This window comes from Paracoccus marinus (genome assembly GCF_007018965.1).
Taxonomy (GTDB): domain Bacteria; phylum Pseudomonadota; class Alphaproteobacteria; order Rhodobacterales; family Rhodobacteraceae; genus Paracoccus; species Paracoccus marinus.
Genome location: NZ_VJYZ01000010.1, coordinates 124,914 through 143,613, shown reverse-complemented (window position 1 = coordinate 143,613; position 18,700 = coordinate 124,914). Strand labels below are relative to the sequence as shown.

Here is an 18,700-nt window from a genome sequence, read left to right as displayed (position 1 = left end):
CTAGCGCAGCTATGCGGATGCAGGTCAAGACGGGAGCCGTCACAGCATTTGTTCAAGGAACCGTTACGAGCGTGAGACGTTAGCCGTCTTGCTTCTCGCTGATCTCGGCCGCGAAGGCCGCGCCGAACCGGTCCAGCCGCGGCGCGTCTAGATAGCGCGACAGGTCGCCCGGACGATCCGTCGCGATCCGCCGCAGCAGCGACGGTGTCAGCGACAGCGGCTTTTCGGTCCCGTCGGCGCCCCGCGCCAGGTCGCGCGCCAACTCGGTCAGCCGGTCGTAAAGCGCGCCCGCGTCCCGCCCCGCGAGCGCGCGGCGCGCCGGGTGCATCGCCGCCACCTCGCCCGCGATCACGCGCAGGAACGCGTCGCCGTAGCTGTCCAGCTTCTTGGCCCCCACGCCCGCGACCCGCGCCATCTCGTCCAGCGTCTGCGGCCGGTCCTGCGCCATTTCGATCAGGGTGCGGTCCGGGAAGATCACATAGGCGGGCACGCGCTGCGCCTCGGCCAGTTCGCGCCGCTTGGCCTTGAGTGCGGACAGAAGCGGCGCGTCCTCCTCGTCCACCTGGGTCTTGACGACGTTGGCGGGGCGCGCCTTGCGGATCAGGTCGCGGCGCAGGTGGACCGGCACCTCGCCGCGCAGGACCGGGTGCGCGGTTTCCGTGATGCGCAGCGCGCCGTGGCGTTCCGGGTCGGGGCGGATCAGGTCGCGCCCCAGCATCTGGCGGATGATCGCCTGCCATTCGCCCTTGGGCGTGCCCTTGCCCACGCCGAAGGTCGGCAGCCGGTCGTGCCCGCGCTGCACGGCCTTGTCCGAGGGCACCCCCAGCAGCACGTCGATCACGTGCCCGCCGCCGAAGCTTTCGCCCGTGCGCAGGATCGCCGAAAGCGCCATCCGCACCGCCTGCGTGGCGTCGAACACGTCGGGCGGGGTGTCGCACAGATCGCAGTTGCCGCATGGCGCGGCGGTCTCGCCGAAGTATCCCAGCAGCACCTGCCGGCGGCAGGCGGTGGCCTCGGCCAGGCCCAGAAGCGCGTTCAGCCGGGCGTGGTCGGCCTGCTTGCGGTCGAGCGGTGCCAGCCCCTCGTCGATCTGGGTGCGGCGCAGGCGGATGTCGTCGGGGCCGAACAGGGTCAGCGTCTCGGCCGGCGCGCCATCGCGGCCCGCGCGGCCGATTTCCTGATAGTAGCTTTCGATCGACTTCGGCAGGTCGGCGTGGGCGACCCAGCGGATATCGGGCTTGTCGATCCCCATGCCGAAGGCGACGGTGGCGGTCACGACCAGCCCGTCCTCGCGCTGGAACCGCCCCTCGACCTCGCGCCGCGCCTCGGCCTCCATCCCGCCGTGATAGGCGACGGCGGCGATGCCCGCCGCCTGCAGCGCGGCCTGCAACGTTTCGGTCTTGGCGCGTGTGGCGCAGTAGATGATGCCGGACTGGCCGCGGCGGCCTTGGGCAAAGTCCATGATCTGCGCGCGCGGCCCGTCTTTGGGCTGGAACGCCAGGTGGATGTTGGGGCGGTCGAAGCCGCGCAGGAACGTCTCGGGCGCACGGCCGTCGAACAGGCGGGCCACGATCTCGTCCCGCGTCTCGGCGTCGGCGGTGGCGGTAAAGGCGGCCAGCGGCACCCCCAGCGCGCGTTTCAGTTCGCCCACGCGCAGGTAGTCGGGGCGGAAGTCGTGGCCCCACTGGCTGACGCAATGCGCCTCGTCCACCGCGATGGCGGTCACGCCTGCGCGGCGCAGAAGCGTCAGCGTCCCGCCCGAGGCGAGCCGTTCGGGCGCCATGTAGAGGATCTTGAGCGCCCCGCGCCCCAGCGCGTCGAACACCTCGCGCGTCTCGTCGTCGGTGTTGCCGCTGGTCAGCGCGCCCGCCGCCACCCCCGCCTCGCACAGGCTGCGGACCTGATCCCGCATCAGCGCGATCAGCGGCGAGATGACGACCGTCACGCCTTCGCGGACCAGCGCGGGCAGCTGGTAGCACAGCGACTTGCCGCCGCCCGTGGGCATGATCGCCAGGACGTCGCGGCCGTCTGCCACCGCCTGCACGATCTCCTGCTGGCCGGGGCGGAAATCGTCGAAGCCCCAGACCTCGCGCAGAAGATCCTGTGGCATCAGTAGCCGAAGAAGAAGCCGGCGTTGTTGGCGAGCGCCCGCTGCAGGACGATGATCCCGATGAACACGACCAGCGGCGCGAGGTCCAGCCCGCCGGTGTCCGGCAGGATGCTGCGGATCGGCCGGTAGAGCGGCTCGAGCAGGCGCGACAGCCCGTCCCACAGCTGCGCGACCAGCGGCTGGCGCAGGTTCAGGACCTGGAAGTTGATGAGCCACGACATGATGATATGCGCGATCATGATCCACCAGACCACGTTCAGGATCAGCATCAGGGCCTGGTAGAGCGTGGTCATGGCGGCGTCCTTCCGGTCAGGTTCGATCTGGGGGCGTCATCGTCGGGGTTCAGGATCGGGCGTGGCTGTCAGGTAGGGGACGGCGGGCCCGCGCGCAAGCGTCAGGTCGGCGGTGTCCCCCCTTCGTGCGCGCCGTTCTTCCCCGTCCGAGTTGCGCGGCGTCGCGGTTGACGCCCTTTCGCGGCCCCACTAGCCACCAACGGCAAAGCTGCCCGATCCGAAAGGATACCCCTTGTACCCCATGATCCGTTTCCTGTCCGGCCTGGCGAGCGCGCGGCGCGCGCCCCGGATCGGCGCGCTCGACCCCCACGTCTCGACCCATCGCTGCATGCCCTGGGACATCGACCCGTGGATGGAGCTGAACAACGGCCGCACGCTGACGCTTTACGATCTGGGCCGGATCCCGATGGCGGTGCGGATGGGGCTGACCGACGTGCTGAAGCGAGAAGGCTGGGGCTTCACGGTCGCCGGCAGCTCGGTCCGCTATCGCCGCCGCATCAAGGTGATGCAGAAGTTCACCGAGGTGTCGCGGATGGTCGGCTGGGACGAGCGCTTCGTCTACATGGAGCAGTCGATGTGGTCGCGCGGCGAATGCTGCAACCAGATCCTGCTGCGCGTCGCCGTCGTCGGCGGCGGCAGCGGCCGAAAGGGGATCGTGCCGCCGGTCGAGATCATCCGGGCGATGGGTCAGGACATCGTGAGCCCGCCCCTGCCCGAATGGGTGCAGGCGTGGATCGCGGCCGAGGGCACGCGCCCGTGGCCCCCGGTGCTGCCGCCGGTTCCCGCGGCCGAGCGCACGCGGGACTTGCCAGCCTGACGCAGCCCGGGCCTTATGCCGCCAGCTTCGGGGATCGGCCCCGGACATCTTGGCGGATGGGCAGGCATGACGCAGGACGTGACCGAGGGCCGGGGCGCTGTGGCGCGGGAAACCCGCGACGGGCGCAGGGTCTGGGGCTGGTGGTTCTATGACTGGGCAAGCCAGCCCTACGCCACGCTGCTTCTGACCTTCATCTTCTCGATCTACTTCGCCGAGGTCGCGCGCACCTCGTTCATGGCGGACGGCCTGACGGCGGACGCGGCGGGCGCGCGGGCGCAGTCGCTCTGGGGCTATGCGCTCGCCATCTCGGGCGTGTTCATCGCCGTGCTGGCGCCGGTGCTGGGCGCGGTCGCCGACACCTCGGGGCGGCGGATGCCGTGGATCTGGCTGTTCTCGGCGCTTTACGTCGTGGGGGCGGCGGGGCTGTGGATCCTGACCCCGGTGGACCCGCCGCTGGTGCCGACGCTGATGCTGTTCGGCATCGGCCTGATCGGGATGGAGTTCACGACCATCTTCACCAACGCCCTTCTGCCCTCGATCGGACCCCGGGACGACGTGGGGCGGCTGTCGGGCAGCGGGTTCGCCTTCGGCTATGTGGGGGGCGTCCTGTCGCTGGCGGTGATGCTGCTGCTGTTTGCGGAAAGCGCGACCACCGGCCTTACGCTCCTGGGGAACCCGCCCGCCTTCGGGCTGGACGGCGCGGCGCGCGAGGGGACGCGCTTCGTCGGCCCCTTCACCGCGGTCTGGTACGCCGTCTTCATGATCCCGTTCTTCGCCTGGGTGCGTGAGCCTGCGGGCCCGCGCCGCCCGGTGCGGATCGGCGTGGCGCTGGCGGACCTGGGCCGGCTTCTTCGCAGCCTCGCGCACCGGCGGTCGCTGGCGTCGTGGCTGGTGTCGTCGATGCTGTCGCGCGACGCGCTGAACGGGCTTTATTCCTTCGGCGGGATCTATGCGGGCACCGTGCTGGGCTGGCCGGTGATCTGGTCGGGCGTGTTCGGCGTCATCAGCGCGCTGTCGGCGGCGGTGATCTGCTGGATCGGCGGGCGCGCGGACCGGCGCTGGGGGCCGAAGCCGGTGATCGTCGCCTGCTCGGTGATCCTTGCCGCGGTCTGCGCGCTGCTGGTGGGCATGGACCGGGCGGGCGCCTTTGGCATCCCCTTCGCGGCCGGATCGCGGGCGCCCGACCTGATCTTCCTGATCTGCGGGGTCGCGATCGGCGGCGCGGGCGGGGCGATGCAGGCGGCGGGCCGCACGATGATGGTGCGCCACGCCCACCCCGACCGCCCGGCCGAGGCGTTCGGGCTGTATGCGCTGTCGGGCAAGGCCACGGCGTTCCTCGCGCCGTTCAGCATCGCCGCCGTGACGCAGTTGACCGGCAGCCAGCGGCTGGGCATTTCGCCGCTGATCGTGATGTTCCTTCTGTCGCTCCTGCTGCTAAGATGGGTCAATCCAGAAGGAGAGATCGAGCAGTGATCCCCAAGAAACTGAAGGCCGCGCTGGCGCTGGCCGCGGCGGTCGCCATGACGGCAGTCCCCGCGCGGGCCGAGCCGCTGGCCAAGGACGTGTTCGGGTCCTTTCGCGCCTCGAACGGCGGCCCGGCGCAGGCGATCGGCGGCTATTCGCGCGGCTGCGCGGCGGGCAACGTGCAGCTGCCCGAAAGCGGGCCGACCTGGCAGGCGATGCGGCTGTCGCGCAACCGCAACTGGGGCCAGCCGCAGCTGGTCGACTTCCTGGTCGGGCTGTCGCAGGTGGCGACGCAGGTCGGCTGGCAGGGGCTTTACATCGGCGACATGAGCCAGCCGCTGGGCGGGCCGATGGTCACCGGCCACGCCAGCCACCAGATCGGGCTTGATGCCGACATCTGGATGCTGCCGCCGTCGTCGCTGCGGCTGTCGCCGGCACAGCGCGAAAGCATCTCGTCGCAGTCGGTCGTGCGGGGCGGGGTCGCGCCCAGCGGGTTGTGGTCGGCCGCGCACCACCAGATCATCCGCGCCGCCGCCAGCGACCCGCGCGTCGCCCGCATCTTCGTCGATCCGGTCGCGAAGGTGATGATGTGCAAGGCCGAGCGCGGCAACCGCGGCTACCTGCGCAAGATCCGCCCGATCGACGGCCACGACTTCCACTTCCACGTCCGCCTGTCGTGCCAGGCCGGATCGCCCGGCTGCGAGGATCAGGCCCCCCCGCCCGCCGGCGACGGCTGCGAGGAAGCGGCGCAGTGGATTCGCAACCGGATCGACCCGCCGCCCGCCGGCCCCTCCGATCCCAACTACCGCCACCCCCGCAGCTACGGCCTTAGCGAAATGCCGCGCGCATGCCAGGCGCTCGTCGGGCGCTGAGGGCGGTCGGCGCGGCCGGGTTCCTGGCGGTCACGGCGACGGGCGCGTGCGTCTTTGCCGCCGCCCCCACCGCGACCCCGTCGGCCGCCGCCACCGCGACCCATGTCGGCACCTATGTCTGGGACCTGTCGCCCGAGGATTTCGGCGGCTTCTCGGCGATCGAACTGTCGGCCGACGGGGCGCGCTACACCGCGCTGTCGGACCGCGCGACGCTGCGCTGGGGCAGCGTTCACCGCGACAGCCAGGGGCGCATCCGCGAACTGACGGTGGCGGGCACGTCGCAGCTGCGCGACACGCGCGGCAAGCCGCTGCCCCCCGGCTGGATCGGCGACAGCGAGGGCATGGCCACCGACGCGCAGGGCCGCATCTGGGTCAGCTTCGAGGGGATGGTCCGCATCGCGCGCTTCGACACGCCCGACGCCCCCTCGCAGCCCGTCGAGGGCGATCCGGCCTTCCGCTCGCTCAAGCGCAACACGGCGCTCGAGGCGCTGGCGGTGCTGCCCGACGGATCGCTGCTGACCATCCCCGAAGCCCCGCCCGAGGGGATGAACGCCTATCCCGTATGGCTGCGGCAGGGGGACCGCTGGTCGATGCCGTGGACGATCCCGCGCGACGGCCCCTATGCCCCGGTCGGCGCCGATGTCGGCCCGGACGGCAAGCTTTACCTGCTGGAACGCGACTTCAAGGGCGTGCTGGGCTTCGCCTCGCGCGTGCGGCGGTTCGATCTGGGTGATGTGGGTGACGGGGGTGACGGGGGTGGCACCCTGGCCGACGACATCGGTGCGGGCGAGACGATCCTGACCACCGGCTACCTGCAATACGACAACCTCGAAGGGATCTCGGTCTGGCAGGACGGGCGCGGGATCAGGCTGACGATGATCTCGGACGACAACTTCATGTTCCTGCAGCGCACGGAACTGGTGGAATACCGCGTCACCGAATGACGGGCGTGCCCGGACGACGCGGTGACGAGGCGACACGGCGACGCCGCCGGAACGAAACCCGCCCCGCCACTGTTCCGCACGTGTGAACACCGCCGGAACCATCATGCCGAACGATACCGGAACCATCGTCGATCCGCAGGACGCGGCTGAGGGCGCGGGCCTTGTCTACGTGAACGACACCGAGCCGGGGATCACCCGCCGCCGCGCCGGCACGGGGTGGAGCTTTCGCGGCACCGACGGAAAGCCCATCCGCGACAAGGCCGACCTTGCCCGCATCCGCAAGCTCGCTATCCCGCCCGCCTACGAGGACGTGTGGATCTGCCCCGACCCGATGGGCCACATCCAGGCCACCGGGCGCGACGCGAAGGGGCGCAAGCAGTACCGCTATCACACCCGCTTCCGCGAGGTGCGCGACAGCGCGAAATACGAGCGGATGCTGGAGTTCGCGCGCGCCCTGCCCGCTTTGCGCGAACATGTCGACAAGGACCTGTCGCGCCGGGGGATGCCGCGCGAAAAGGTGCTGGCGACCGTCGTGCGGCTGCTGGAAACGACCATGATCCGCGTGGGGAACGAAGACTATGTCAAGCAGAACAAGTCCCACGGCCTGACCACGCTGCGCGACCGGCACGCCGACATCTCCGGGTCTGAGGTGCGGTTCCGCTTCAAGGGAAAGTCGGGCAAGCAGTGGGACCTGTCGGTCCGCGACCGCCGGATCGCGAAGATCGTGCGGCAAAGCCAGGACCTGCCCGGCCAGCACCTGTTCCAGTATCTCGACGAGGACGGCGACCGGCGCGAGGTCGCGTCGGGCGACGTCAACGCCTATCTGCGGGAAATCACAGGCCGCGACATCACTGCCAAGGACTTCCGCACCTGGACCGGCACGGTGCTGGCCGCGATGGCGCTGGCGGAATACGAGGCGGTGGACAGCGACGCCGCCGCCAAGCGCAACGTCCGCGACGCGATCGAGCGGGTGGCGGGGCGGCTGGGGAATACGCCCACCATCTGCCGCAAGTGCTACATCCACCCGCAGGTGATCGACAGCTACCTTGCCCGCGACCTGGTGCTTGAAGTGCAGGAGGAGATCGCGGACGAACTGGACGCGAGCGGCCTGCAGGCCGAGGAGGCGCGGGTGCTGCGGTTCCTGGAACAACGGCTCGCCGACGCCGCGTAGGCGCGCGGGCTTCCGTTCCGGCCGCGCATGGTCCAGATGTGCGGCCATGTTCACCGTCGCCACCTGGAACATCAACTCGATCCGCCTGCGCGCCGCCTTGGTCGCGCGGCTTTTGACCGAACAGGCGCCCGACATCCTGTGCCTGCAGGAATGCAAGTCGCCGGTCGACAAGATGCCGCTGCAGCTGTTTCACGACATGGGCTACCGCTGGTCGGTCGCGCGCGGGCAGCGCGGCTACAACGGGGTGGCGATCCTGTCGCGGCTGCCGATCACCGATGCCGGCGAACGCGACCACGCCCGCCTGGGCCACGCCCGCCACGTCGCCGCGCGGCTGGAGAACGGCGTCACGATCCACAACTTCTACGTCCCGGCGGGCGGCGACGTGCCCGACCGCGCGGTGAACGAGAAGTTCGGGCAGAAGCTCGACTACCTGACCGACATGCGCGACGCCTTTGCGGCCGATCCGCCCGCGCGCTCGATCCTCGTCGGCGATCTCAACATCGCCCCGCGCGAGGATGACGTCTGGTCGCACCGGCAGCTGGTCAAGATCGTCAGCCACACGCCGGTCGAGGTCGCGCATCTGGGCGACGTCATGGACGCGGGCGGCTGGGTGGACATCACCCGGCAGGATATTCCCGCCGGGCCGCTGTTCAGCTGGTGGAGCTATCGCAACCGCGAATGGGACCTGTCGGACCGGGGCCGCCGGCTGGACCACATCTGGGCCACGCGCGACATCGCGGCGGCGGGCCACGCCAGCCGCATCCTGCGGCCCGTGCGCGGCTGGGACGGGCCCAGCGACCACGTCCCGGTGCTGGCGGCGTTCGACCTGCCCGTCTGACGAGGCCCGCGACCTGCCCGTGCGCGGAACCGCTCAGTGCGGGCGGGCGCGCGATTCCACCGTCTCGGCGACCTTTTCGGCCTCGTCGGTATCCTGGATCGCGGACCCGAGCTCGGTTTCGCCCAGGTCCAGCACGGCATGGTTCTCGGCATCCCACTGCGCGCGCTCGGCGTCGCTCGCGCGGGGCGAGAAATAGCCCGTCAGCGCATAGCAGCAGCCGATCAGCGGCGACAGCCAGCACGCGAAGCTGAGCGGGATGTACATCAGGTCGCCGAGGTTGCCGTGCATGACCCCCAGGCCCAGCGCCGAGATCACGAAAGCCCCGCCCGCGTTCCACGGGATCAGGGGCGACATCATCGTGCCCCCTTCCTCCAGCGCTCGCGACAGGTTCAACGTGGAATACCCCATCCCGCGATACAGGGGCGAGAACATGCGCCCGGGCAGCGCGATCGAGATATAGGGGTCGCCCGCGACCATGTTGGTGGTGAACGACGCGCCGATCGCGGAAATCTGGACGGCCGCGAACGACTTCACGCGGGCGACGATGGCGTTGATGATCGCCTCAAGGCAGCCGGTGCGTTCCAGCGCGCCGCCGAACCCCAGCGCGATCAGCATCAGCGAGATGGTCCACATCATCGACTGCATCCCGCCGCTGTTAAGCAGCGTGTCGATCTGCTCGATCCCCGTCTGCTTGGTATAGCCGTCCTGCGCCAGCGCGAACACGTCGTGCAGCCCCGCGCCCTGGTAGAAGATCGCGACCGCGCCGCCCGCCAGCACGCCCGCGAACAGCGCGGGCATCGGCGGCTTCTTCGTCACCGCGAGGATCAGCACCAGCAGCGCCGGAAGCAGCGGGATCAGGCCCAGCTTGAAGTCCGCCCGCAGCTGCGTGGTGATCAGCTCGATCCCCTGGAACGAGGCGTCGCTTTTCTGGACGAGGAAGTAGCCGGCCGCCGCATAGATCACCAGGGCGATCAGCATCGCCGGGATCGTGGTCGGCATCATGTTCCTGATGTGGTCGAACACGTTCGTGCCCGTGACCGCGGGGGCAAGGTTCGTCGTGTCCGACAGGGGCGAGATCTTGTCGCCGAAGAACGACCCCGACACCACCGCGCCCGCCGTCCAGACCGGCGGGATCCCGAAGCCCGCGCCGATCCCCATCAGCGCCAGCCCCACCGTGCCCACCGTCCCCCAGCTGGTCCCCAGCGACACCGACACGACCGCGCACAGGACCATCGCCGCCGGCAGGAACACGGTCGGGTTCAGGATCGTCAGCCCATAGTTGATGAGCGTGGGCACCGTTCCCGCGCCGATCCAGACGCCGATCAGCATGCCGACGATGATCAGCACCGCCAGCGACGGCATCGACACGTGGATGACGTGGAACACGCCCGCGCGGATATCCATCCAGGTCTGCCCACGCAGCACGCCCAGCACGCCGGTGAACGCGAGCCCCAGCGCCAGCGGGATATGGGGCGTGAAGTCGCCATAGTAGAACAGCTGCAACGCCAGCATGCCCAGCGTGAACACGATGGGCAGGATCGCGACCCACAGCGGCGGCAGCGTGCGCGGCCCCTCGTCTGGTTGCGCGTCGGGCTGAACATCGGGCTTGCCGGTTCCGGCGGGGTTGGTCGTTGCCAAGTCAAGCTCCTTCGGGTCGCCCGGGCGCCGAGGCGGGGCTTTCAACTGCGGGTGCGGCACTCCATATTCCGCCCAACGCAATGACCCAGCAAGGAGTTCGCGATGCTGCTGCAAGGCACGGGCGATCAGCCGCAGACCACCGATTTCGTCAAGGACGTCACCGAAGCAGACTTCATGACCGAGGTCGTCGACAAGTCGATGTCCGTCCCCGTGATCGTCGATTTCTGGGCGCCGTGGTGCGGGCCGTGCAAGACGCTGGGCCCGCAGCTGGAAGCCGAGGTCGCCAAGGCCAAGGGCCGCGTGGTCATGGCCAAGGTGAACGTGGACGAGAACCAGATGATCGCCCAGCAGCTGCGCGTGCAGTCGATCCCGACGGTCTATGCCTTCTTCCAGGGACAGCCGGTCGATGCGTTCCAGGGCGCGATCCCGCAAAGCCAGGTCAAGCAGTTCGTGGACAAGCTGCTGGCGCTCGGCGGCGACGACGGCGGGCTTGCCGACGCGCTGGACGCGGCCGAGGCGATGCTGGCCGAAGGCGCGCACCAGGACGCGGCCGAGACGTTCCAGGCGATCCTGGGCGAGGAACCCGACAACGCCGCCGCATGGGGCGGGCTGATCCGCGCCCATGTCGCGGCGGGGGATCTGGACGCCGCCGACGCCGCGCTGGCGCAGGTATCCCCGGCGGCGGCCAACGCCGCCCCGGTCGAGGCCGCGCGCGCGATGCTGGCGCTGGCCCGGCAGGCAAGCGCCGCCGGCCCCCTAACCGAGGCCGAGGCGAAGGTCGCGGCCGATCCCGCCGACCAGCAGGCCCGGCTGGACTACGCCACCGCGCTGCACGCCGCGGGCCAGGTCGAGGCCGCGATCGACCAGCTTCTTGAAGCTTTCCGGCGCGACCGCGACTGGAACGACGGCGCGGCCAAGGCGCAGCTCATCACCATCTTCGACGCGATGGGCCCTGCCGACCCGGTGGCGCAGAAGGGACGGCGGCGGCTGTCGTCGCTGATCTTCGCCTGATGGCGATGCGCGGCTTCGACCTGCCGGCCACGATCCCGCTGTTCGCGCTGCCGGGCGCGGTGCTGATGCCGCGCGCCAGCCTGCCGCTGCACCTGTTCGAGCCGCGCTACCTGCAGATGCTGGACGACACGCTCAAAACCCCCGACCGGCTGATCGGGATGATCCAGCCGATGGGCGACGGACTTGCCCGGATCGGCTGCGCGGGGCGGGTGGTGATGTTTTCGGAAACCTGCGACGGGCGGATGGACATCGTGCTGCGCGCGGTGTCGCGGTTCTCGCTTTCGGGGGTCGAGGACGGGTTCACCCCCTATCCGCGCGGCCGGATCGCCTGGACCGGCTTCGGGCCTGACCGCGACAGCAAGTCTCCGACCGATCCCGGGCTGGACCGGGACGCGATGCTGGACCGGCTGAGCCGCTACATGCAGGCGCGCGAGCTTTCGACTGACTGGGAAGCCGCGCGCGAGGCCGACGACGAGATGCTGGTCAACAGCCTGTCGATGCTGCTGCCGTTCTCGCCCGAGGAAAAACAGGCGCTGCTGGAGGCGGAGACCCTGCCCGCCCGGCGCGAGATGCTGGACGGGCTGCTGGAATACGCGCTGCACGGCGGCGACGAAGAGGAGACGGTGCATTGACCGACGACACGACAGGGACGCCGCCCGGGTCCGGGCAGGCAGGGCAGGCTGTGCAGGCTGACCGCCCGACCCGCGCCTTCGACCGGCACATGCTGGAATCGCTGGTGTGTCCGGTGACGCACGGGCGGCTCGACTATGACGCGGCGCGGCAGGAACTGGTTTCGCGGACGGTCGGCCTCGCCTTCCCGATCCGCGAGGGGATCCCGATCATGCTGGTGGGCGAGGCCCGCCAGATCAAGGCGGACTGATCCGCCGGACGGCACCGGGGCTACAGCCCCGCCGCCTCGTCCGCGCCGATCATCAGGTTCAGGTTCTGCACCGCCGCGCCCGACGCGCCCTTGCCCAGGTTGTCCAGCACCGCGACCAGCACCGCCACGCCGTTGTCGTCGCTGCCGTGGACCGACAGCTCCATCAGATTGGTGCCGTTCAACGTCGTCGGCACCACGCGCGGCGCGGCGTCCACGACCTGCACGAACCGCGCGCCGTCATAATGGGCGGCGAGCGCGTCGCGCAGATCCGCGATCCGGCGGCCGTTCAGCTGCAGGGGGATCTGCACCGCCATGCCCTGCGCGAACCGCCCGACCGAGGGCGCGAAGACGGGGCGCGCCGACAGGCGGGCGTGGTGCATCACCTCGGGCAAATGCTTGTGCGCCTGCGCCAGCCCATAGACGAAAAAGTCCGGCGCGGTGCCGTTGTCGTATTCGGCGATCAGTTCCTTGCCGCCGCCGGTATAGCCGCTGACGGCGTTGATGCTGAGCGGCTCGTCGCCCGCGATCAGCCCGGCGTTCACCAGCGGCGCGGCCAGCGCGATCGCGCCGGTCGCATAGCAGCCGGGGTTCGCGACCAGCCGGGCGGACGTCACCGCCTCGCGCGCCGCCGTGTTCAGTTCGGGAAAGCCGTAGGCCCAGCCGTCCGCCACGCGGTGCGCGGTCGAGGCGTCGATGATGCGGACCGGCAGCCCTTCGGCCAGCGCCACCGCCTCGCGCGCGGCGGCGTCGGGCAGGCACAGGATAGCGACATCCGCCGCCTCCATCGCCTCGCGGCGGGCGGCGGGATCCTTGCGGCGCGCGGCATCGACCTGCACCAGCGTCACGTCGGACCGGTCCTGCAGCCGCTCGCGGATCTGCAGCCCGGTCGTGCCCGCCTCGCCGTCGATGAACACCTTGTGCGCCATGCCTCACCTCACCCCATGAAACCGCCGTCTTGATAGCGTCGCGGCGGCCCGGACGCAAAGCTTGATGAGCGGGCGGCCAATCCACACGGACCCTGAACAAAGGGGCCCGGAACGCGTCAGGGTCCCGGCTTTCACCGGGACCCTGACGCATAGGGGGGTAGAGAGAGACATGACCGCATCCCCGGTCACTGGGCTTCGTGGGGATAACCCGGGGGGAACCCCCAAGTTCCCGTGCGATCAGGTTAACGAAACCTTACGCCGCGTCACGCCACCAGCCGATAGCCGCCGCTTTCAGTGACCAGCAGCCGCGCGTTCGAGGGATCGGGTTCGATCTTCTGGCGCAGGCGGTAGATGTGGGTTTCCAGCGTGTGCGTGGTGACGCCCGCGTTGTAGCCCCAGACCTCGTGCAGCAGCACGTCGCGCGGCACCACCCCGTCCTGCGCGCGGTACAGGAACTTGAGGATGTTGGTTTCCTTTTCGGTCAGGCGGATCTTGCGATCCTTCTGGTCGATCAGCATCTTCATCGCCGGCTTGAAGGTATAGGGGCCAAGCTGGAAGATCGCGTCCTCGGACTGTTCGTGGGTGCGAAGCTGCGCGCGCAGGCGGGCCAGCAGCACCGGGAACTTGAACGGCTTGGTGATGTAGTCGTTGGCGCCGCTGTCGAGCCCCAGGATGGTGTCGGCGTCGGTGTCGTGACCCGTCAGCATGACGACCGGGCATTTGACGCCCTGCTTGCGCAGCCGCTTGCACAGCTCGCGCCCGTCGGTGTCGGGCAGGCCCACGTCCAGCACCACCAGGTCGAAGATCGCGCCCTTGGTCTTTTCCACCGCCTCGGCGCCGGAACCGGCCTCGAACACGTCGAAATCCTCGGTCTCGACCAGCTGCTCGGCAAGCGCCTCGCGCAGGTCGTCCTCGTCGTCCACCAGCAGGATCTTCTTCAGACCGGCCATGTTTTCCTCCATCGGAAATCGCGCGGCAAATCGCGTTGACGGGAAGGTGCGCATGCCGGCCCTTGCGGTCCAGCGGGTTGCCACATTTCTCACATGCAGTTGTCCGTGGGGGCGGTTATGTTGCGGAATGTTTCAGGAAAATCGCCGATGAGCCTTGTCCCGACCCTTGCCGAGCGCGCCGCGCGGGCGCGGTCCGACCTGCGGGTGGGGCTGCCGGTCGTGATCGACGGCCATCTGGCGGCGGCGGTGGAAACACTGTCCGCCGACCGGCTGGCGGCGCTGCGGGCGGCGGGACCGGCGGTGCTGGCCATTACCGCGCGCCGGGCCGAGACGCTGAAGGCGCGGGTCTATGACGGCGAGCTGGCGCGGGTGCGGCTGGACGGGGCGGCCGACCTTGCGTGGCTGCGGTCGGTGGCGGACCCGTCGTCGGACCTGATGTCGCCGATGAAGGGGCCGTTCTTCACCGACCGCGGCGGCGACACGACCGCGCACCGGGCGGCGCTGGGACTGGCAAAATCGGCGCAGCTGCTGCCCGCGCTGGTCATGGTGCCGGTGGACGCGGCCCACGAGGGGCTGACCACCCTGCCCGCCGGGCCGCTGCTGGCGCAGATCGCGGCGGAAACCGCGCTCGCCCCGGTCGCGGCGGCGCGGCTGCCGCTGGCGTGGTCGCACGACAGCAAGCTGCACATCTATCGCCCCGACGATGGCGGCGCCGAACACTATGCGGTCGAGATCGGCACCCCGCACCGCGACCGCCCGGTGCTGGCGCGGCTGCATTCGGCCTGCTTCACCGGCGACGTGCTGGGCAGCCTGAAATGCGACTGCGGCCCGCAGCTTCACGCCGCCCTGGGCGCGATGGGCGAGGCGGGCGCGGGCGTCCTTCTGTATCTCAACCAGGAAGGGCGCGGGATCGGACTTGCCAACAAGATGCGCGCCTACGGCCTTCAGAACCAGGGCTTCGACACGGTCGAAGCGAACCACCGCCTGGGGTTCGAGGATGACGAGCGCGACTTCCGCATCGGCGCGGCGATGCTGCGAAAGCTGGGCTTTGGCGCGGTGCGGCTGCTGACCAACAACCCGCGCAAGGTCGCGATGATGCAGGACCACGGGATCGCGGTGACGGAACGGGTGCCGCTGGTCGTCGGCCGCAACCGCTTCAACGAGGGGTATCTGGCCGTCAAGGCGGGCAAGTCGGGGCACCTGCTGTGAGCGCCGCCGACATGGTCCTGACCCGCGCGGGGCTGCGCTTCGCGGGCAGGCTGTGGCCCTGCAGCATCGGCCGCGGCGGCGTGCGCCGCGACAAGCGCGAGGGCGACGGCGCGACCCCCGTGGGCGTCCACCGCGTCGTGGGCATGCTTTATCGCCCCGACCGGCTGGCGCGGCCCGCGCCGTGGGCCGAAACCATCGGGCCGGGCGACCTGTGGTCCGACGCGCCGGGCGACCGCAACTACAACCACCATGTCCGCGCGCCCTATGCGCCTAGCCACGAAAGGCTGCGCCGGGCCGATCCGCTGTACGACATCGTGCTGGTCACGGACTGGAACTGGCCCCGCGCGCAGCCGGGGGCAGGGTCGGCGATCTTTCTGCACCAGTGGCGGCGGCCGGGCGCGCCGACGGCCGGCTGCATCGCCTTTGCCCGCGCACATCTGCGGTGGATCGCCGCGCATGCCGTGCCCGGCACGCGGCTGATCGTGCCGGACGCGATGGACCGGCGCGCCTAGCCGGTTCCGTAGAAGTCCCGGAACCAGTCCACGTAGGCGGCAACGCCTTCTTCCACCGTCGTCTGCGGCGCATAGCCCGACAGCGCCCGCAGCAGCGTCGTGTCGGCCCAGGTCGCGGGCACGTCGCCCGGCTGCATCGGCAGCATCCGCTTTTCCGCCGTGCGCCCCGTCGCCGTCTCGATCGCGGCGATGAAGTCCATTAGCCGCACCGGCGCGCCGTTGCCGATGTTGACGACCCGGAACGGCGCGACAGGCGACAGGCTGTCGAAGTCCCCCGCCCTTTCGGTCCCCGGCACCGCGTCGAGCAGCAGCATGGTCGCGCGGACGAGGTCGCTCACGAAGGTGAAGTCGCGCCGCATGTCGCCGTGGTTGAACACCTTGATCGGCCGCCCTTCCATGATCGCGCTGGTGAACAGGTAAGGCGCCATGTCCGGCCGCCCCCATGGGCCGTAAACGGTGAAGAACCGGAACATGGTGATCGGCAGGCCGAAAAGATGGGCATAGGAATGCGCCATCGCCTCGGTCGATTTCTTGGTCGCGGCATAGAACGACATCTGGCTGTCGGCCTTGTCCGTCTCGCGGTAGGGCATCGCGGTGCTGGCGCCATAGGCGCTGCTGGTGGACGCCAGCAGCATGTGGCGCGGGGGATGGGCGCGCGCCGCCTCGAGCAGCTCGAACGTGCCCAGAAGGTTGGCGCGGACATAGGCGCGCGGGTTGTCGATCGAATGGCGCACGCCGGCCTGCGCGGCCAGATGGACCACCGCGTCGGGGCGTTCCTCGGCGAAGATGCGGTCCAGCAGCCCCGGTTCCTCGATCCCGCCGCGGACCGCGCGGAAGGCCGCGGACGGGGTCAGCCGCGCCTCGCGCGCGGCCTTGAGGCCCGGGTCGTAATAGTCGTTGTGATCGTCGATCCCGACCACGCGCCAGCCCTGCCCCAGCATCGCCTGCGACAGGTGAAAGCCGATGAACCCCGCGTGCCCGGTGATGACGACGGTGCCGGCCATCGCTCAGTCGCCCTGAATGACGACGCGGCGCTGCGCGGGCGCGACGACGTCGCGCAAGGTCAGGCCGCCCGCGCCCGGCAGCGCCACGGTCAGCGCGCCCCATGCCAGCGTGGCCGACCCGTCCGCGATGCGGATCGTCACCTCGGGCCCGTCCTTGGGGCGGGCGAGCAGGGACAGGTCCAGCGTGTCGGTGCCGGGGGTGAAGTCGGCGATGGTGAAGTCGCCGTACGGGCCGGGCAGGAAGCGGTCGGCGCCATCGCCCCCGTCCAGCGTGGTGGGGGGCCCGGCGGCTCGGCCAGGGTTCAGCGCGGCGGCGGGCCGCAGCGCCGACAGCACGTCGTCGCCGCCCCCGCCCGACAGCGCGCCGGTGCCTTCCAGGTGATCGTCGCCCGCGCCACCCGACAGGGTGTTCGCGCCCTCGGGGTCGATCAGCGCGTCATCGCCCGGCCCGCCGTCCAGCGCGTCGCGGCCGCGCCCGCCGAACAGCCAGTCGTCGCCGTCGCCGCCGGAAAGGGCGTCGTTGCCGTCGCCCCCATAGATCAGGTCGGTCAGCCCGCCGCCCTCGACCCGGTCGTCGCCGCCGAGCGCGAAGAACAGCCCGTGCGGGTTCGACACGCCGTCCGTGACGTGATCGCGGTCGTCCCCGTCCGCCGCGCCGATCGCCACCGCGTCCGCGCCGGGCGTCCCCCAATGCTCGGTGGCGCCGGCGGGCGCGGCGTCCTCGTCCCGCACCCAGCCGTCATGGGCGAAGGCCGCGGATTCGATCATCGCCGCGTAGCCCTTGCCCTGCCCGTTCCAGCGCACCAGTTGCGATGAGCGGGCGGTGGGCGGCCACCAGGTGAAGCCGATCCCCCGGTCCGCGATCCACGGCAGCAGCCGCGCCATGTTGTAGCTTTGGCTCGCGCGTTCCTTCGTGCCCGGATCAAGCGACCCGGACGCCGTGTAAAGCTGCGATTCCGTGATCATCAGGTCATCGCCCGGCTGCACCAGGTCGCCGATCCGCTTGCAAGCCTGCGCGGCGAAGCCCTGCGCGTCGGGGTCGGGCTGGCCCGGCACCACCCACGCCGGATACATGTGGACCGACCACACCAGCCGGTCCCCGGCCACCTTGCGGATCAGGTCGTGATCGAGGTTCGCGAACTGGGCCGAGGCGTTCAGCCCGCCCACGAACAACCGCTTGTCGCCCCAGTCGAGCGCGCCGATCAGGTCGGCCATGTGCTGGCTGTAAACCGCCCCCGCCTCGGGGCGGTTGCCGTAGGCGATGGGCTCGTTGACCAGTTCCCACCCCACGACCGCGTCCAGGATCGCGGCGTTCTCGGGGCGGCGGAACCAGCCCAGCATCGCGTCCCAGTCGTCCCGCACGTCGTCGATCTTGGTGTCGTCGGCATCGTCGCGCAGCGCGTCCGCGCCGCCCAGCATGGCCTTTTCGGCCGGGGTCATCCCCTTGGCCAGCACCCCGTCCGAGTTCTGGATCACCAGCCGCATCCCCGCCTGCGCGGCAAGGTTGGCGAAGGCGCGCCAGTCCTCGGTCACGCCCGCATTGTCCACGCTGGCCGCGTTGAAATCCAGCCGCAGGACATTCACCTCGGGGAAGCTGCCTTGCAGCGCGGCAAGGAACTGTTCGCCGCTGCCGCCCATCTGCAGGTCCACGCCGCTGTCGGCGCGCCAGCTGACCATCGTGCCGAGTCCCGGCACCGGTTCCTTCTTCGGCGGCGGATCAAGCGTCAGCAGCCGGCCGTCGGCAAGCCGCGCCGGTTCCCGCGTGACCGGGTCCAGCAGCAGCGCCACCGGTCCGCTGCCCCGCAGTTCCGCCATCGCCCGGTCGGCCGTGCCGCCCTTGTTGCCCTTGCGCTTCTTCACGGTCTCAAGGACGTGGCCGCGCAGGTTTTCGGGAACGCCGGTGCCGTCGCGGGTGCGAAGCTTTTCGGGCGCGGTCACGACGGTCACGTAGCGCGTGGCGACCGAAACGGCGTTCCAGCCGGCCATGTCCGAGTGGAAGTCGAGCGGTCCGCAATCCATCGAAAGCCTCCTGCCGTTCCGCGGGGATCGAAGGGCCGCACC

Annotated in this window: 18 protein-coding genes; 11 read left to right on the top strand and 7 right to left on the bottom strand. The window is 70.4% G+C overall.

The genetic code is table 11. From position 1 onward, the window contains the following. Positions 1–79 precede the first annotated feature (79 nt). Both recQ and FNF32_RS06410 read right to left on the bottom strand, forming a co-directional pair. Positions 80–2,110: a DNA helicase RecQ gene (gene recQ / locus FNF32_RS06415; RefSeq protein ID WP_131673262.1), complete on the bottom strand. Its 2,031-nt coding sequence runs from the start codon at positions 2,108–2,110 to the stop codon at positions 80–82. Further along, positions 2,110–2,403 (bottom strand): YggT family protein, encoded by a 294-nt coding sequence (locus tag FNF32_RS06410; protein WP_131673261.1) that lies wholly within the window; start codon positions 2,401–2,403, stop codon positions 2,110–2,112. The genes recQ and FNF32_RS06410 overlap by 1 nt, the downstream gene beginning before the upstream one ends. Positions 2,404–2,635: 232 nt before the next feature. On the opposite strand from FNF32_RS06410, the gene FNF32_RS06405 reads away from it, so the two are divergent. The 6 genes from FNF32_RS06405 (at position 2,636) to FNF32_RS06380 (ending at position 8,509) form a co-directional block, all read left to right on the top strand. Then, the gene (locus FNF32_RS06405) at positions 2,636–3,220 is read left to right on the top strand and encodes an acyl-CoA thioesterase (RefSeq protein ID WP_131673260.1); all 585 of its coding nucleotides are present in this window, start codon (positions 2,636–2,638) and stop codon (positions 3,218–3,220) included. Between the two features lie 66 nt (positions 3,221–3,286). Continuing rightward, positions 3,287–4,693, top strand: coding sequence for an MFS transporter (locus FNF32_RS06400; protein WP_131673259.1), 1,407 nt, complete (start codon positions 3,287–3,289; stop codon positions 4,691–4,693). After that, positions 4,693–5,556: a penicillin-insensitive murein endopeptidase gene (mepA, locus tag FNF32_RS06395; protein WP_425467895.1), complete on the top strand. Its 864-nt coding sequence runs from the start codon at positions 4,693–4,695 to the stop codon at positions 5,554–5,556. The genes FNF32_RS06400 and mepA overlap by 1 nt, the downstream gene beginning before the upstream one ends. Beyond that, positions 5,532–6,500 carry an esterase-like activity of phytase family protein gene (locus FNF32_RS06390; RefSeq protein ID WP_131673258.1) on the top strand — a complete coding sequence of 323 codons (969 nt, stop codon included), beginning with the start codon at positions 5,532–5,534 and terminating at the stop codon, positions 6,498–6,500. The genes mepA and FNF32_RS06390 overlap by 25 nt, the downstream gene beginning before the upstream one ends. A 103-nt stretch (positions 6,501–6,603) precedes the next feature. Then, positions 6,604–7,671, top strand: coding sequence for a DNA topoisomerase IB (locus FNF32_RS06385; RefSeq protein WP_131673257.1), 1,068 nt, complete (start codon positions 6,604–6,606; stop codon positions 7,669–7,671). A gap of 46 nt (positions 7,672–7,717) precedes the next feature. After that, complete coding sequence (locus FNF32_RS06380; protein WP_131673256.1) at positions 7,718–8,509, top strand: exodeoxyribonuclease III; 792 nt, start codon at positions 7,718–7,720, stop codon at positions 8,507–8,509. A gap of 33 nt (positions 8,510–8,542) precedes the next feature. On the opposite strand, the gene nhaC is transcribed toward FNF32_RS06380, so the two are convergent. Next, entirely contained in the window at positions 8,543–10,069 is a 1,527-nt protein-coding gene (gene nhaC / locus FNF32_RS06375; protein ID WP_281285657.1) for a Na+/H+ antiporter NhaC, read from the bottom strand. Positions 10,070–10,249: 180 nt separating this feature from the next. Here nhaC and trxA point away from each other — a divergent pair, with 180 nt between their 5' ends. From trxA to FNF32_RS06360, 3 genes are all read left to right on the top strand, one after another. Next, on the top strand, positions 10,250–11,158 hold the full coding sequence (trxA, locus tag FNF32_RS06370) for a thioredoxin (RefSeq protein ID WP_131673255.1): 909 nt from the start codon (positions 10,250–10,252) through the stop codon (positions 11,156–11,158). A gap of 5 nt (positions 11,159–11,163) precedes the next feature. Next, on the top strand, positions 11,164–11,790 hold the full coding sequence (locus FNF32_RS06365; protein WP_131673324.1) for an LON peptidase substrate-binding domain-containing protein: 627 nt from the start codon (positions 11,164–11,166) through the stop codon (positions 11,788–11,790). Between the two features lie 89 nt (positions 11,791–11,879). After that, the gene (locus tag FNF32_RS06360) at positions 11,880–12,038 is read left to right on the top strand and encodes a Trm112 family protein (RefSeq protein WP_131673323.1); all 159 of its coding nucleotides are present in this window, start codon (positions 11,880–11,882) and stop codon (positions 12,036–12,038) included. A 20-nt stretch (positions 12,039–12,058) separates the two neighbouring features. On the opposite strand, the gene argC is transcribed toward FNF32_RS06360, so the two are convergent. Beyond that, entirely contained in the window at positions 12,059–12,964 is a 906-nt protein-coding gene (argC, locus tag FNF32_RS06355; RefSeq protein ID WP_131673254.1) for an N-acetyl-gamma-glutamyl-phosphate reductase, read from the bottom strand. Positions 12,965–13,227: 263 nt separating this feature from the next. Continuing rightward, positions 13,228–13,914, bottom strand: a complete 687-nt coding sequence (locus FNF32_RS06350) for a response regulator transcription factor (protein WP_131673253.1) — start codon at positions 13,912–13,914, stop codon at positions 13,228–13,230. A 147-nt stretch (positions 13,915–14,061) separates the two neighbouring features. Here FNF32_RS06350 and ribA point away from each other — a divergent pair, with 147 nt between their 5' ends. Together ribA and FNF32_RS06340 are read left to right on the top strand one after the other, a co-directional pair. Further along, the gene (gene ribA / locus FNF32_RS06345; protein ID WP_131673252.1) at positions 14,062–15,123 is read left to right on the top strand and encodes a GTP cyclohydrolase II; all 1,062 of its coding nucleotides are present in this window, start codon (positions 14,062–14,064) and stop codon (positions 15,121–15,123) included. A gap of 11 nt (positions 15,124–15,134) precedes the next feature. Then, a complete protein-coding gene (locus FNF32_RS06340; RefSeq protein ID WP_131673322.1) occupies positions 15,135–15,635 on the top strand; it encodes a L,D-transpeptidase family protein in 501 nt (166 codons plus the stop codon). Here the strand turns inward: FNF32_RS06340 and FNF32_RS06335 are convergent. Further along, on the bottom strand, positions 15,632–16,639 hold the full coding sequence (locus tag FNF32_RS06335) for an NAD-dependent epimerase/dehydratase family protein (protein ID WP_131673251.1): 1,008 nt from the start codon (positions 16,637–16,639) through the stop codon (positions 15,632–15,634). The two genes, FNF32_RS06340 and FNF32_RS06335, sit on opposite strands and share 4 nt — an antisense overlap. Positions 16,640–16,642: 3 nt before the next feature. Further along, entirely contained in the window at positions 16,643–18,658 is a 2,016-nt protein-coding gene (locus FNF32_RS15575; RefSeq protein WP_131673250.1) for a cellulase family glycosylhydrolase, read from the bottom strand. Positions 18,659–18,700 lie beyond the last annotated feature (42 nt).